The sequence below is a fragment of the Pseudomonas sp. B8(2017) genome (assembly GCF_002113575.1).
Lineage (GTDB): Bacteria > Pseudomonadota > Gammaproteobacteria > Pseudomonadales > Pseudomonadaceae > Aquipseudomonas > Aquipseudomonas putida_Z.
Genome location: NZ_NEIO01000003.1, coordinates 212,876 through 227,066, shown reverse-complemented (window position 1 = coordinate 227,066; position 14,191 = coordinate 212,876). Strand labels below are relative to the sequence as shown.

At 64.3% G+C, this 14,191-nt stretch carries 14 protein-coding genes; all 14 read right to left on the bottom strand.

Features of this window, described 5'->3' with window-relative positions:
- Positions 1-64 precede the first annotated feature (64 nt).
- The gene (locus CAG22_RS07055; protein ID WP_025340080.1) at positions 65-412 is read right to left on the bottom strand and encodes an Hpt domain-containing protein; all 348 of its coding nucleotides are present in this window, start codon (positions 410-412) and stop codon (positions 65-67) included.
- A 48-nt stretch (positions 413-460) separates the two neighbouring features.
- Positions 461-2,152: a fused response regulator/phosphatase gene (locus CAG22_RS07050; RefSeq protein ID WP_085705049.1), complete on the bottom strand. Its 1,692-nt coding sequence runs from the start codon at positions 2,150-2,152 to the stop codon at positions 461-463.
- Between the two features lie 8 nt (positions 2,153-2,160).
- Entirely contained in the window at positions 2,161-2,466 is a 306-nt protein-coding gene (locus tag CAG22_RS07045; RefSeq protein WP_013973600.1) for an STAS domain-containing protein, read from the bottom strand.
- A 244-nt stretch (positions 2,467-2,710) separates the two neighbouring features.
- Complete coding sequence (gene fliJ, locus CAG22_RS07040) at positions 2,711-3,163, bottom strand: flagellar export protein FliJ (RefSeq protein WP_046614584.1); 453 nt, start codon at positions 3,161-3,163, stop codon at positions 2,711-2,713.
- Positions 3,164-3,169: 6 nt separating this feature from the next.
- Entirely contained in the window at positions 3,170-4,528 is a 1,359-nt protein-coding gene (gene fliI, locus CAG22_RS07035; protein ID WP_085705047.1) for a flagellar protein export ATPase FliI, read from the bottom strand.
- Positions 4,518-5,312, bottom strand: coding sequence for a flagellar assembly protein FliH (gene fliH, locus CAG22_RS07030; RefSeq protein WP_085705045.1), 795 nt, complete (start codon positions 5,310-5,312; stop codon positions 4,518-4,520). The genes fliI and fliH overlap by 11 nt, the downstream gene beginning before the upstream one ends.
- A 182-nt stretch (positions 5,313-5,494) precedes the next feature.
- Positions 5,495-6,514, bottom strand: coding sequence for a flagellar motor switch protein FliG (fliG, locus tag CAG22_RS07025; protein ID WP_003257289.1), 1,020 nt, complete (start codon positions 6,512-6,514; stop codon positions 5,495-5,497).
- A complete protein-coding gene (gene fliF, locus CAG22_RS07020; protein ID WP_085705043.1) occupies positions 6,507-8,285 on the bottom strand; it encodes a flagellar basal-body MS-ring/collar protein FliF in 1,779 nt (592 codons plus the stop codon). The genes fliG and fliF overlap by 8 nt, the downstream gene beginning before the upstream one ends.
- Before the next feature lie 15 nt (positions 8,286-8,300).
- Positions 8,301-8,633 carry a flagellar hook-basal body complex protein FliE gene (gene fliE, locus CAG22_RS07015; protein ID WP_013973606.1) on the bottom strand — a complete coding sequence of 111 codons (333 nt, stop codon included), beginning with the start codon at positions 8,631-8,633 and terminating at the stop codon, positions 8,301-8,303.
- A 209-nt stretch (positions 8,634-8,842) separates the two neighbouring features.
- Positions 8,843-10,198 carry a sigma-54 dependent transcriptional regulator gene (locus tag CAG22_RS07010; RefSeq protein WP_085705041.1) on the bottom strand — a complete coding sequence of 452 codons (1,356 nt, stop codon included), beginning with the start codon at positions 10,196-10,198 and terminating at the stop codon, positions 8,843-8,845.
- A complete protein-coding gene (locus CAG22_RS07005) occupies positions 10,198-11,415 on the bottom strand; it encodes a PAS domain-containing sensor histidine kinase (RefSeq protein ID WP_085705039.1) in 1,218 nt (405 codons plus the stop codon). Before CAG22_RS07005 ends, CAG22_RS07010 begins: the two co-directional genes overlap by 1 nt.
- A 297-nt stretch (positions 11,416-11,712) precedes the next feature.
- Positions 11,713-13,188: a transcriptional regulator FleQ gene (gene fleQ / locus CAG22_RS07000; protein ID WP_046614590.1), complete on the bottom strand. Its 1,476-nt coding sequence runs from the start codon at positions 13,186-13,188 to the stop codon at positions 11,713-11,715.
- A gap of 166 nt (positions 13,189-13,354) precedes the next feature.
- Positions 13,355-13,651, bottom strand: a complete 297-nt coding sequence (locus CAG22_RS06995) for a flagellar protein FliT (protein WP_075045931.1) — start codon at positions 13,649-13,651, stop codon at positions 13,355-13,357.
- 14 nt (positions 13,652-13,665) lie between these two features.
- Positions 13,666-14,061 carry a flagellar export chaperone FliS gene (gene fliS / locus CAG22_RS06990; protein ID WP_003257284.1) on the bottom strand — a complete coding sequence of 132 codons (396 nt, stop codon included), beginning with the start codon at positions 14,059-14,061 and terminating at the stop codon, positions 13,666-13,668.
- Between the last annotated feature and the right edge of the window lie 130 nt (positions 14,062-14,191).

Sequence of the window (14,191 nt, the reverse complement as noted above, 5' to 3'; positions counted from 1 at the left end):
CTCCGCGCCAGAAACAAAAAAATCATACTGCCAGAGACAGGCAAGACTCGCGCCAAGTCGTGTTTCAACCCGCCGAAATGCGCTGCTGCTCACCTCGGTAGAAGCGCTGCACCTCGACGAACTCCAGGTCGATGCGGTTGATCAGGTCCTCGATGCCATACAACGGGGGCCGCCGCGCGCGCTCCTCCAGCTGCTGGCACAGGCTGGCCAATGCAACCGCGCCCATGTTGCTGCTGCTGCCCTTGAAACTGTGGGCCGCGGAGCCGAGCTCTTCGGCACTTTTGGCCGCGTGCAGCTGGCCCAGGCGCCGTTCGGAGTCGTCGAGAAAGGTTTGCACCAACTGCAGGTAGCCATCTTCCATGACCTCACGCAGGTCGCTGAGTACCTTGTGGTCAATATGCATGTCAGTCACTTGTTCACTCCTTGATCAAGCCAGATTATGCCCGAGCCAACCCGTGGCTCACCAGACGAACTCCACATGCGCGCAGCGCCCGCCCTCACTCCAGTGCGCGCTGCTGGCCAGCCGCCGCACCAGGTTCAAGCCTCGCCCGCTCAGCCCCTGCTCCAGCGAGGGCCGGGACAGCACCCGTTGCACATCGAACCCGGCACCACTGTCACGGACCTCGATCATCAGACGCCCGCCGTCGGCTTGCGGTTCAACCTTGAAATCGATGCGCACGTAACCGTCGGTCAGAACCCCAAGACGCCGGGCGCGTTCCTGATAATAGTCGGCAAAGCCCTGTACATCGCGCTTGAGCTGCGAGTCCAGGCCCAGCACGCCATGCTCCAGGGCATTGGAATACAGCTCGCTGAGCACGCTGTGCAGGTTGCCGGTACGCGCGCGCAGGCCATGAATCTCCTGCAACAACTGCACCAGGTACGGCACCGGGTTGAAGCGCTTCAGGCTCTGCCCACGCACCTCGAACCCCAGCGACCAGTCCAGCGGGCTGGAGCGGCCGCTATCAGAGTAGATCATCGGCGCCGGCACCCGCTCCTCGGCGCTGAACATACGAATGTCGCACAGGCTGATGTCATCGCGCGGGCGCCCGCCAAAGCGCTCCAGGGCCTGCATCACTTCGTCGAACAACCGCACCGGGTCCCGGTTGTCGGCCAGCACCTTGCGCAGGCGCTGCACACCAAACAGGCGTTCCTGGTCGTCGGCGGTGTCCAGCACGCCGTCCGACAGCAGCAGCAGGCGCTCGCCCGGTGCCAGCGGCAACACCTCGGTACTGTCATCGAAACGCTCGGCGTCCAGGATGCCCAGCGGCAGGTGTCGCGACGTCAGCACCGACAGCACCTGGCCATCCACTGCCAGGCGATAGCCATCAGGCATGCCGCCGTTCCACACTTCCACCGAACCGCGCTGCATGCTGAGGTTGAGCAGCAGCGCACAACAGAACATGTCCACCGGCAGGATACGTTTGAGCTTGGCATTCATCTCGCGCAGGATCTGCGCCATGCCGTAGCCCTTGGCAGTCATGCCGTAGAACACTTCGGCCAGCGGCATGGCGCCTACCGCCGCCGGCAAGCCGTGGCCGGTGAAATCGCCAAGCAGCACGCGCATGTCGCCGGACGGGGTGAACGCGGCCAGCATCAGGTCGCCATTGAACAGCGCATAGGGCGATTGCAGGTAGCGGATGTTGGGCGCGGCCAGGCAGCCGGAGTGGGCCACCTTGTCGAACACCGCCTTGGCCACCCGCTGCTCGTTGAGCAGGTGGTGGTGGTGCCGGGCAATCTGGTCGCGCTGCTCCAGCACGGTGGCCTGCAGCCGGCGCAGGCGGTCCATGGCGCGTATCTTGGCGCCGAGGATCACCGCACTGTAGGGCTTGGCCATGAAGTCGTCGCCCCCGGCCTCCAGGCAGCGCACCAGGCCTTCCTCCTCGTTCAATGACGTCAGGAAAATGATCGGCACCAGCGCTTCGCCGGCCAGCGCCTTGATCTGCCGCGCCGCCTCGAAGCCATCCATCACCGGCATCAGCGCATCCAGCAGCACCAGTTGCGGGCGCCGCTCGACGAACAGCGCCACCGCCTGCTCGCCGTTTTCCGCGGTGAATACCTGATGGCCCTGACGGCGCACGATCTGCGCCAGCAGCAGGCGGTCGGCGGCACCGTCTTCGGCGACCAGCACGGTCAACGCCTGTTCGGCCGGCATGTCGGCGCTCAACTGATATCGAAGAGTTTTTCGAAATTGGAGATGGCGAGGATCTTGCGCACATCGGAGCTGGCATGCACCACACGCACATCCGACTCATCGCCGCCCGCATGGTCACGCAGCAACAGCAGCATGCCGAGTGCGGAACTGTCGAGGTAGGTGGTGTCCTTCAGGTCGACGACCACCGAATCTGGCCGGCTGGGCTGGCGTTCGTAGGCGTCACGAAATTCCTGATGCTTGCCGAAATCGAAGCGCCCCTTGATCTTAATCGTCAGCTTTTTCCCGTCCTGCGAAAAATCAGTCTCGACTGCCATGCTAGCGATTCCTTCGATGATGGCGGATGCAACTCCTTAAAGGTTTAGCAGGCGATGACGGGGGTGGCAAGCATGCCATTCCCACATGCGGTGCACCCAGTGTAGGAGCGGCCTTGTGTCGCGAAAGGGCCGCAGAGCGGCCCCGGCGATATTTGCTGCGAAGCTGAAATCCTGGGGCCGCTGCGCGCCCCTTTCGCGACACAAGGCCGCTCCTACAGGGTACCGCGCAAGCCCAATGGGCAGCTTAAAGGTGATTCTGCCGCGGCAGGCGTTGTGACAGCTCGTCGAGCAAGCGCTGCTCGCGCTTGTCTTCGGCCCGCCGGGCTTCCTCCTGGTAGCGCTGCACCAGCTTGCGCAAGCCTTCCACCCGGGCATAGGCCTGCTGCCAGGTGCCGCGGGCATTGTTGAGGTTGTTCTGGTGCCAGACCAGGCTCTGGCGCTGCTGGGTCATGGCCGTTTCCAGTTGCCCGAGGAAGCGCTGGTAATTGACCAGCCAGCTACCGTTTACACCCTGCCCGCCACGGTTGATCCACTGCAGTTGGTAGTCTTCGCGAAACCGTTCGAGCTCGGCCAGCTTGGCCTGCGCCGTAGCCACCTGCTGCTGGAACTGCCCAAGGCGCTGGGCCGCCTGGCGCTCGGCCTCTTCGGCCATGTCCACCACCGGCGCCAGGCGCGCGGCACGTCCGGGCAGCGCCATGGCCTATCAACCGCCCGCCGGGGGCGCAAAGATCGCTCCCAACTGTTCGCGGCTTTGCGCCATGCCCACGCTCTCGCGCAGGCCCTGGCGCAGAAACTCCACCAACTTCGATTGCAGGGCAATGGCCAGGTCGGTTTCCGGGTCGCCACCCGCCACATAGGCACCCACGCTGATCAGGTCGCGGCTCTGCGACAGGCGCGACCACAACTGCTTGAACTTTTGTGCCTGGCGCAAATGGTCGGCATCGACCACCTGGGGCATGACCCGGCTGATCGAGGCTTCGATGTCGATGGCCGGGTAATGGCCTTCCTCGGCCAGCCGCCGCGACAGCACGAAGTGACCATCGAGCACACCGCGCGCCGCGTCGGCAATCGGGTCCTGCTGGTCGTCGCCCTCGGACAACACGGTATAGAACGCGGTGATCGAACCACCACCTGGCTCGCCGTTACCGGCCCGCTCCACCAGCTTGGGCAGCTTGGCGAACACCGATGGCGGGTAACCCCGGGTGGCCGGCGGTTCGCCGATGGCCAAGGCGATTTCACGCTGGGCCTGGGCAAAACGGGTCAGCGAGTCCATCAGCAACAGCACGTTCTTGCCCTTGTCGCGGAAGTACTCGGCAATACGCGTGCAGTACATGGCGGCGCGCAGGCGCATCAGCGGCGCATCGTCGGCGGGCGAAGCGACCACCACCGAGCGCTTGAGGCCTTCCTCACCAAGGATATGCTCGATGAATTCCTTGACCTCGCGGCCCCGCTCGCCGATCAGGCCGACGACGATGACCTCGGCTTCGGTGAAGCGGGTCATCATGCCCAGCAACACCGACTTGCCCACACCGGTACCGGCGAACAGGCCCAGGCGCTGGCCGCGACCGACGGTGAGCAGGCCATTGATGCTGCGAATGCCCACGTCCAGCGGCTTGCTGATGGGGTCGCGGTTCAACGGGTTGATCACCGGGCCGTCCATCGGCACCCAGTCCTCGGCCTTCATCCCGCCCTTGCCATCCAGCGCGCGACCGGCGCCGTCCAGCACCCGGCCGAGCATGCTCATGCCCATGGGCAGGCGGCCGCTGTCATCCAGCGGCACCACCCGGGCGCCGGGGGCGATGCCGACAATGCTGCCGACCGGCATGAGGAATACCTTGGACCCGGCAAAGCCCATGACTTCGGCCTCCACCTGCACCGGGTGGTAGCTGTCGTCGTTGATTACCAGGCAGCGGCTGCCGACTGCAGCGCGCAGGCCTTCGGCTTCCAGGGTGAGGCCGACCATGCGCAGCAGGCGGCCTTCGACGATGGGCTGGGCCGGCAGCTCGATGGCCTCGGCGTAACTGCCCAGGCGCTTGCCGAAACTGGTGCGCTCAAGTTGCATCCGGGCTACCCACGGCGCGCTCTGGCAGGCTATCCAGGTCTACCGACATGTCTGGCGCTGCCGGGTGCAGCGAATGATCGTGCAACTGGTCGAACAGTTGTGCCACGGCTTTCTCGATGCGGGTTTCCATGGTCGCGTCGATGCGGCTATGCGCGGTCTCGATACGGCAGCCGCCTGGCAGCAGTGCGCTGTCCTCGAGCAGCCGCCAGCTTTCCTCATGGCGCTCGCGCAGGGCCTTGGCCAGCTCGAAATCCTGCGGGTTGAGATGAATGCGGATATTGTCCGCGCCCATGGGCAGCAGCTTGAGCGCTTCGCGCAGTACCTGGGTGATCTGGCTGGAATCGCCCCGCAGTTCGCGACCGATTACCTGGCGGGTCATGTGAGCCACCAGGTGGACCAGGGTTTTCTCGATCTGCGTGTCCTGCTCGGCGATCGGCTCCATCAGGTTGGTCATCAGCCGGTCGAGGCTCTCCAGCTTGGTCTTCAGTGCCTCTTCGGCTTCCTGGCGGACCTTGAGCTGGGTGCTATGGAAGCCCTCGCGCTCACCGGTGGCGAAGCCTTCGTTGTAGGCCTCCTGGCGGATGGCCTCGAGTTCTTCCAGGGTCAGTGGCTGGACTTCTTCCAGCGGCACTTCCTCGACTTCTTCCTCGATTACCTCGGGTTCCGGCTCCGCTTCGGGCTCAGGCTCCGGTTCCGGGTCGAAGCTGGGCAGCGCCCATACGTCCACGCCCTCGAGGTCGCGGGCGCGGATCAGGTCGCTGGGGTGATGTTCTTTGGTGGACATGTTTTCAGGTACTCAACAAGCCTGTTCGACAAATGCGGGGCCCTGTGGGAGCTGGCTTGCCGGCGATCAAGGGCGAAGCCCTTGCCATACAGCAGCGGTGCCTGGGCCGGCCTCATCGCCGGCAAGCCAGCTCCCACAAGTACCGCACCAGGCCGCAAAATTCATTTGCCTGCCCTGGTGGATCAGATCATTTCCTCGGCACCCTTGCCGCCGAGCACGATCTCGCCGGCCTCGGCCATGCGGCGGGCGATGGTGAGGATTTCCTTCTGCGCCGTTTCCACGTCGCTGACCCGCACCGGCCCCTTGGCCTCCAGGTCGTCGCGCAACAGCTCCGAGGCACGCTTGGACATGTTCTTGAAGATCTTGTCCTTGACTCGCTCGTCGGCGCCCTTGAGCGACACCACCAGCACGTCGGACGAGACTTCGCGCAGCAGCGCCTGGATGCCACGGTCGTCGACGTCGGCCAGGTTGTTGAAGACGAACATCAGGTCTTCGATCTGCTCCGACAGGTCGCTGTCGATCTCGCGGATCGCGTCCATCAGTGCACCTTCCACCGAGCTGTCGAGGAAGTTCATGATGTCGGCGGCGCGCTTGATGCCGCCCAAGGTGGTACGCGCCGCGTTGGAGTTGCCCGAGAACTGCTTCTCGAGGATCTGGTTCAGCTCCTTCAGCGCCGCCGGCTGCACGGTGTTCAGCGACGACACGCGCAGGACGATGTCCAGACGCACCTTGTGGTCGAAGTTGCTCAGCACTTCGCCGGCCTGGTCGGGGTCGAGGTAGGCAACCACGATGGCCTGGATCTGCGGGTGCTCGTAGCGGATCACGTCGGCAACGGCGCGCGGCTCCATCCACTTCAGGCTGTCCAGGCCGCTGGTGTTGCCACCGAGCAGGATGCGGTCGACCAGGCCGTTGGCCTTGTCCTCGCCCAGGGCCTGGTTGAGCATCTTGCGGATATAGGCATCGGAGCCCACGCCCAGGCTGGTCTGGTCGCCGACGATTTCGACGAACTCGCTCATCACCTGCTCGACCTGTTCACGGTGCACATTGCCCATCTGCGCCATGGCCACACCCACCCGCTGCACTTCCTTGGGCCCCATGTGCCGCAGCACCTGGGCAGCATCGGTCTCGCCCAGCGAAAGCAGGAGGATCGCCGCCTTGTCGACGCGGCTCAGCTTGGCGGTAACGGCTCGGTTATCACTCATCGGCGTTGATCCACTCTTTCACGACCTGGGCAACGCGGCCCGGGTCTTCGGCCACCAGGCCTTTGATTGCGTTGAGCTGTGCCTCGTAACCCTCGTTCGGGCTAGGCAGCAGAATGCTTGTCGGGCCACCCAGACTGACGCGGTCGTTGGCCAGTTCGCCATCCAGACCCATCATGCCGCCCAGCTCCATGTCGCTATCCGGGGCAGCCTGCTTGCCGCCCCCTGTAATGTTGTTCAGCACCGGGCGCAGCACACCGAATACCAGCACCAGGATGAACACCACGCCCAGCACTTGCTTGACGATGTCCCAGAACCACGGCTGCTGGTAGAAGGCGATGTCGGTGATCTCTTCGCCGCGGTCGGCGGCGAACGGCACGTTGATCACCGTCACGCTGTCGCCACGGCTGGCATCGAAGCCGACCGCGTCCTGCACCAGGCGAGTGAAGCGTGCCAGGTCCTCGGTGCCCCATGGCGTACGGGTGGCGTCGCCGGTGGCCGGGTCGATCTTGACCTGGTCGTCCACCACCACCGCCACCGACAGGCGGGTCATGCGCCCCTGCTGCTGGCGGGTGTGGCTGATGGAGCGGTCCAGCTCGAAGTTCTTGGTGCTTTGCTGGCGCTTGTCCGACGGGTACGGCGCGAGCATCGGCTGACCGGTGGCCGGGTCCATGATCTGCTGGCCGTTGGCATCCACCAGCGGCTGGCCAGGCTGGATGGCCGCGGCCGGGGTAGCGGCACCACCGGTGGTCTGCGGTGCCGAGGCCGGGCCTGGCGGCTGGTTGCTCAGCGCACCGGGTACACCTTGCGGGCCCTGGCTGCTGGCACGTTGTTCATCGACCGACTGCTCGCTGCGCAGCGCCGGCTGGTCTGGGTTGAACTGCTCGGAGGTGGACTCGACCGCACTGAAGTCCAGGTCGGCGGACACTTCGGCCTTGTAGCGGTCATTGCCCAGCACCGGCTGCAGGATGTTGTGCACCCGCTGGGTGAGCATGCTTTCCACCCGGCGGCTGTAGTCGAACTGTTTGCCTGCCTGGGTCAGGGCGGTGTCCTGGATCTGCTCGGACAGCAGGTTGCCCTTCTGGTCGACCACGGTGACCTGGGACTTGTCCAGTTCCGGCACGCTGGTGGCGACCAGGTTGACGATGGCCATCACCTGCCCGGCTTCCAGGGCACGGCCCGGGTACAGTTCGACCAGTACCGAGGCGCTGGGCTTGCGTTCGTCACGCACGAACACCGAGCTTTTCGGGATGGCCAGGTGCACGCGCGCGCCCTTGACGTTGTTCAGGCTGGACACGGTACGCGCCAGCTCGCCTTCCAGGCTGCGACGGTAACGGGTGGCTTCCATGAACTGGCTGGTGCCCAGGCCCTGCTCCTTGTCGAGCAGCTCGAAACCGACGTTGCCATCGCTCGGTGCCACGCCGGCGGCCGCCAGTTTCAGGCGCGCACGGGAGAGGTCGTCGGCCTTGACCAGCAGAGCACCGGAATTGGGCTCGACGTTGTAGGGGATGTCGGCGGCGGCCAGGGTATCCATGACCTGCTTGGTGTCCATGCCCGCCAGGCTGCCGTACAGCGGACGGTAATCGGGTTGTTGCGACCACAGCACCACGGCAAAGCCGATCGCCACGCTGGCGGCCAGGCCGACCAGAAGGCCGATCTGACGCAGCATGGGCATCTGCGCGATGTTTTCCAGAAACGCCATGCCGAACAGCGGCGGCTTGGCCGCGGGCGGGCCGCTTTTGGCAGGGGGGTTGTCGACGACTGCTTCAGCCATGGTTTACGTCCGTCCTCAAACCGGCATCTGCATGATGTCCTGGTACGCCTGGACCAGCTTGTTGCGTACCTGGGTCAGGGCCTGCATCGACACGCTGGCCTTTTGCGAAGCGATCATCACGTCGGTCAGGTCGACGCCACTCTTGCCGATCTCGAAAGCGTTGGCCAACTGGGTCGAAGCCTGCTGCGTCTCATGCACCTTGCCGATGGCCTGGCCGAGCATGTCGGCAAAGGTACTTTGCCCGGGTGCCAACTCGGGGGCGGCGGCCACCTTGGGCAGCGACATGGCATCGGCCTGCATGGCCCGCATGTCCAACATCAGACGATTGAATTCAACACCTTGGCTCATGACCCTTCTCTCTCCTGCGGCCGCATTTTTTTGACAGTGATGCGGCGGATAGCCAACCTAAAGCAACAAAGGTGCCAGCCTATGTATGCCAGACAATCTGGGGCCGCTTCGCGCCCCATCGCCGGCAAGCCAGCTCCCACAGGTACAGCGCGGGGCTCTGTGGGAGCTGGCTTGCCGGCGATGGGCTGCGCAGCAGCCCCTTTCGATCTTCAGCCGAACAGGCTGGCCTCGACGTCAAACCCGGCATCGCGCATCTGCGCCAGCTTGTAGCGCAGGGTACGCGGGCTTATCCCCAGGCGTTCGGCCGCCTCTTTGCGGCGGCCGCGCTCGGCGCGCAGGATGTCGATGATCATCTGGTACTCATGGCGACGCATGTCATCGCCCAGTCCGCCAGGCTCGGCCAGCACCTCAGGTGATGGCTCGATGCCAGCTGACAATGGAATGGCGCCTGCCAGACAAAAATCCGCCGCCTCGATCACCCCGCCCTGCTGCAGGATCAGCGCCCGCTGCAGGGCGTTGTCCAGTTCGCGTACGTTGCCCGGCCAGGCATACGCCTGCAGGCAGGCTCGGGCCTGGGGCGACAGCTGCACCGGGGCGTGCTTCATCTTCGCCACGTGACGCGCCAACAGGCGCTCGGCCAGTTGCAGGATGTCACCCGGGCGTTCGCGCAGCGGGCGCCAGGCCAGGGGGAACACCGACAGGCGGTAGTACAAATCTTCACGGAAACGCCCGGCCGCCACTTCGCCAGCCAGGTCACGGTTGGTGGTGGCCAGCACGCGGATATCCAGGCTGATCGGCTTGCGCCCACCCACCCGCTCCACCTCGCGCTCCTGCAGCACGCGCAGCAGCTTGGCCTGCAAGGCCATTGGCATTTCCGAGATTTCGTCGAGCAGCAAGGTGCCACCTTCGGCCTGCTCGAACTTGCCGGCCTGGGCAGCGATGGCGCCGGTGAAGGCACCCTTCTCGTGGCCGAACAGGGTGGCCTCGAGCATGTTGTCGGGGATGGCAGCACAATTGATCGCCACGAAGGGCTGCGCCGCCCGCGGCGACTGCTGGTGAATGAAGCGCGCCAGCACTTCCTTGCCGGTACCGGATTCGCCGGAAATCAGCACGGTCGAGTCACTGCGCGCCACCCGCGTGGCCAGCTCCAGCAATTGTCGACTGGCCGTCTCGCAGGCCACCGGGCCTTCCTCCTCAGCCACGCGCCCGGCGGCATGCCGCTCGACCAGACTGAGCAAGGCCTTGGGCTCGAATGGCTTGACCAGATAGTCGGCAGCCCCTTGGCGCATCGCCTCGACGGCGCGCTCCACCGCGGCATGCGCGGTCATCAGCAACACGGGCAGTTGCGGTTGCTGGCGGCGCAGCTGGGCCAGCAGTTGGTGCCCATCCATGCCAGGCATGTTCACATCGCTGACTACCAGGCTGAAGGCCTCCTCCAGTACCGCTTCCAGCGCTTCTTCGGCACTGCCCACCGCCTGGTAGGCGAAGCCGCCGATTTCCAGGGTATCGCCCAGCGCCTGGCGCAATACGCGGTCGTCCTCGACCAGCAGCACCTTGATCGCCATTACATGCCCTCCGCCAGTTGCCCGTCGATCAACGGCAGCTCCACCCGCACACAGGTACCACGGCCAACCTTCGAGCGCAGGCGCAGCGTACCCTGGTGCGCACGCACCACAGCCTTGACCACGGCCAGGCCCAGGCCGGTGCCAGTGGCCTTGGTGGTCAGGAACGGCTCGCCCAGGCGGCCGAGCAGGTCGGCATCGATGCCACTGCCGGCGTCGCTTACACATAGATGCAGGCTGCGCTCGCGGCGGAACAGGTGCACCTTCAGTCGCGCCGGGCCGTCGCTGGCTTGCAGCGCATTTTCGATCAGGTTGAGCAATGCACCAACCAGGGTGTCGCGGTTGCACAGCAGCTCACCCAGGTGGCTGTCACACTGCCAGCGCACGGCGTGCCCTTGCACATGCGCCTGGGCAGCCTGCTGCAGGGCCTGGAACAAGGCTTTTGGCGTGACTCGATCATTCAGCGGCAGCTCGCCACGGGCGAATACCAGCATGTCGCGCACCTGGTGTTCCAGCTCGTGCAGGCGCTCTTTCAGGGTCCCGGCAAAGCGCTGGCGGGTTTCCGCACTCAGGTCTTGTTCGGGATCAGCCAGGTGGCTGGCGTAGAGCATCGCCGCCGACAGTGGCGTGCGGATCTGGTGCGCCAGCGAGGCGACCATGCGCCCCAGCGAAGACAGGCGCTCGTGGCGGGCCAGCTGGTCTTGCAGGCGACGGGTTTCGGTCAGGTCGTTGAGCAACACCAACTGGCCAGGCTCGGCATCCAGCGAGCGAGTGGCAATGGACAGACGGCGGCCGTCGCGCAGCGAGACTTCGTGACCGTCATCCTTGCGCGGGGCAAAGCTGCGGGCGATCACCTGGCGCCACAGCTGGCCGACCAGCGGCTCGCCGAGCAGTTCGCAGGCGGCCGGGTTGGCTTCGCGTACCAGGCCCTGACCATCGATCACGATCACCCCGCCGGGCAGCAGGTCCAGCAGGTTCTGCAGGCGGTTGGCCAGGCGTTCCTTTTCGCTCAGTTCATCGATGCGCTGGGCGCTGACCACCGCCAGCTCGCCCTTGAGTTCGCTGACCCGGGCTTCTAGCAGGCTGTAGGACTGGCTCAGCTGGGTGGATACCTGACTGAACAGGGCGAAGGCCTGCTCGAGACCCTGACGGCTTTCCTGCTCGATCGGGGTTTGCCCCTGCGGATCGGGGGCTAGGGATACGTGGGCGGCCTGGGGCATCTTGCTCTCTCGCGTGGCTGACCGTCATAAAAACGGTGTGTTGCCAGCGGTGTAGCAATAGCCGTGCCGGAGATAGGGATTTGGGTTGGCTGTGCCGGCCTCTTCGCGGGTGAACCCGCTCCCACAGGTACCGCGCAGGCTTCAAGCCTTGCGCAGTACTGGAGACTTTGGCTCCCTGTGCCGGCCTCTTCGCGGGCTTGCCCGCTCCCACAGGGATATCACTGAATTCAAGCTGTGCATCGATCCTGTGGGAGCGGGCGTGCCCGCGAAGAGGCCGGTACAGGCAACCGCCAGGCGTCAATCCTCCGCCTGCTCCTCGCCGCCCTGGCGGCTCATGCCGTACTTGCGCATTTTCTCGACCAGGGTGGTACGACGAATGCGCAAACGTTCAGCCGCGCGCGCAACGATACCGTTGGCATCGTCCAGCGCCTGCTGGATCAGGCCCTGCTCCAGGCTACCCAGGTAGTCCTTCAGGTCCAGGCCTTCAGGTGGCAGCATGGCGTGGTTGCTGAAGTTCGGCGTATGGCCGTTGATCGCCACGCGCTCTTCCAGGTCGCTGCGCAGGCTGTCGACCATCTGCTCGTCTTCGTCATCGACGTAACGGAATTTCTTCGGCAGCTCGGACACGCCAATCACCCCGTACGGGTGCATGATCGCCATGCGCTCGACCAGGTTGGCCAGCTCGCGAACGTTGCCCGGCCAGCCGTGGCGACACAGCGACATGATCGACGCGGAGTTGAAGCGGATGGACCCGCGCTTCTCGTGCTCCATGCGCGAGATCAGCTCGTTCATCAGCAGCGGGATGTCTTCCACCCGCTCACGCAGCGGCGCCATCTCGATGGGGAACACGTTCAGGCGGTAGTACAGGTCTTCGCGGAACGTGCCCTCCTCGATCATGGTCTCGAGGTTCTTGTGGGTCGCGGCAATGATGCGCACATCGATGCTCTGGGTCTTGTTGCTACCCACGCGCTCGAAGGTACGTTCCTGCAGCACGCGCAACAGCTTGACCTGCATCGGCAACGGCATGTCGCCGATTTCGTCGAGGAACAGGGTACCGCCGTTGGCCAGCTCGAAACGCCCGGCACGGCTGGTGATCGCCCCGGTGAAGGCGCCCTTCTCGTGGCCGAACAGTTCGCTTTCCAGCAGCTCGGCCGGGATCGCGCCGCAGTTGACCGGCACGAACGGCGCTTCGCGGCGCTTGGAATGGTAGTGCAGGTTGCGCGCGACCACTTCCTTGCCGGTGCCGGACTCACCCAGGATCAGCACACTGGCATCGGTATCGGCCACCTGCTGCATCATCTGCCGCACGTGCTGGATGGCACGGCTGGTACCGACCAGGCTGCGGAACAGGTTGGGTTCGCGCTGGCGGCCACGCTCGCGCGCCTGGTCGTACATCTCGCGATAGACCTGGGCACGGTGCAGCGAATCCAGCAGCTGGCTGTAGCTTGGCGGCATTTCCAGGTTGGAAAGCACCCGGCGGCGAAGGTCTTCCGGGAACTCCGCAGAAGAAATTTCACCTAAAAGCAGAACCGGAAGGAACTCATCCCACCCAGCCACTGTCTTAACGAGCCCAAGCACACTGCCCGGGGCGTTTACAGTGCCGATAAGCACGCACAGCACTTCGCGACTCGAAGACAATGGCTCGACCACCTGCTGCCAGTCCTGGCTGGAGCAAGCGAGGTTTTCTTCGCCGAGGAAGTTAAGCACCACCGCCAGGTCGCGGCGGCGTGCGCTGTCGTCGTCGATCAGCAGAATCTTGGTTTCACGCCACATGCAATAGCAACTTCCCTAGTCATATCGGCGCCCGAGGGCGTGCTCGACATCATTCCGACTGAATGGTCAGTGTTCGGACGTCTGAAATTCGAAAACAGCCACTAGTAAAGTCAAAAAAAACCAGCCAGTCAAATTAATGGCGCATGGCTTTTGGCAACATCTGTGGTCAGGTGAATAGATGGTATACCTTTGCCGCGTTCTTCGCCTGACGGATTTTCGTCATTTCATCCACCAAGGATTGACGTTCGCCACTTGCAACATCGATTAGTTGACGGTATACGGCCAACAACTGCTCAAGGCTGGCACTGACATCGGCCTCGTTGCCTTTAGCCTCGCTCACCATGTCACCGATGCGCAAGCGGCATTCCAGGTCCAGCTCACCCACCGCTTCCCAGTTGCGCTCGGCCAGCGCCGCCAGCAACATTTCCCGAGTCTGCTCGATCCGGGCGATTACTTCGTTCATGTCATCCTCCTTTATCAGGAAGCCGACGACTGATCGCCGATTGCGTCCCAACCTTCCTTCACAGTGATCAGCAGGCGCGCGACCTCGTCGATGATGGCCGGGTCACCCTTGACGTTGGCCTCGATCAGGCGGCGGCTCATGTACATGTACAAGCTGTCCAGCTCAGCCAGGCTGTCGGCATGGTTTTCCAGGTCCAGGCCTTCACGCAGGCCGCCGATGATGTCGATGGCCTTGCCGATGAGGATGCCCCTTTGCGCGATGTCGTTGCGGGCAATGGCGCCCTTGGCCTGCGCCATGCGATCAAGGCCGCCCTGCATGAGCATCTGCACCAGGCGGTGCGGGCTGGCTTCGGACGTCTGCGCTGCGCCGTTGACTTTCTGGTACTGCCGAAGGGCCAACATCGGGTTCATGGATCTGCCTCGTTGCTGCGGTAAAAAGTTGCTTGTACCTGCTGTATCGCCTGTACGTCAAAAAACTTTAGGGAAAAAGCAAAAAGCCCGGGGCGTCTCGCGGACGCCGCCGGGCTTTTGGCATGTTCAG

Coding starts and splice junctions, on each gene's coding strand:
- CAG22_RS07050 (WP_085705049.1), bottom strand. CDS start 2,152: ATGCCGGCCGAACAGGCGTTGACCGTGCTGGTCGCCGAAGACGGTGCC.
- CAG22_RS07045 (WP_013973600.1), bottom strand. CDS start 2,466: ATGGCAGTCGAGACTGATTTTTCGCAGGACGGGAAAAAGCTGACGATT.
- fliJ (WP_046614584.1), bottom strand. CDS start 3,163: ATGGCGCTGCCCGGACGTGCCGCGCGCCTGGCGCCGGTGGTGGACATG.
- fliI (WP_085705047.1), bottom strand. CDS start 4,528: ATGCAACTTGAGCGCACCAGTTTCGGCAAGCGCCTGGGCAGTTACGCC.
- fliH (WP_085705045.1), bottom strand. CDS start 5,312: ATGTCCACCAAAGAACATCACCCCAGCGACCTGATCCGCGCCCGCGAC.
- fliG (WP_003257289.1), bottom strand. CDS start 6,514: ATGAGTGATAACCGAGCCGTTACCGCCAAGCTGAGCCGCGTCGACAAG.
- fliF (WP_085705043.1), bottom strand. CDS start 8,285: ATGGCTGAAGCAGTCGTCGACAACCCCCCTGCCAAAAGCGGCCCGCCC.
- fliE (WP_013973606.1), bottom strand. CDS start 8,633: ATGAGCCAAGGTGTTGAATTCAATCGTCTGATGTTGGACATGCGGGCC.
- CAG22_RS07010 (WP_085705041.1), bottom strand. CDS start 10,198: ATGGCGATCAAGGTGCTGCTGGTCGAGGACGACCGCGTATTGCGCCAG.
- CAG22_RS07005 (WP_085705039.1), bottom strand. CDS start 11,415: ATGCCCCAGGCCGCCCACGTATCCCTAGCCCCCGATCCGCAGGGGCAA.
- fleQ (WP_046614590.1), bottom strand. CDS start 13,188: ATGTGGCGTGAAACCAAGATTCTGCTGATCGACGACGACAGCGCACGC.
- CAG22_RS06995 (WP_075045931.1), bottom strand. CDS start 13,651: ATGAACGAAGTAATCGCCCGGATCGAGCAGACTCGGGAAATGTTGCTG.
- fliS (WP_003257284.1), bottom strand. CDS start 14,061: ATGAACCCGATGTTGGCCCTTCGGCAGTACCAGAAAGTCAACGGCGCA.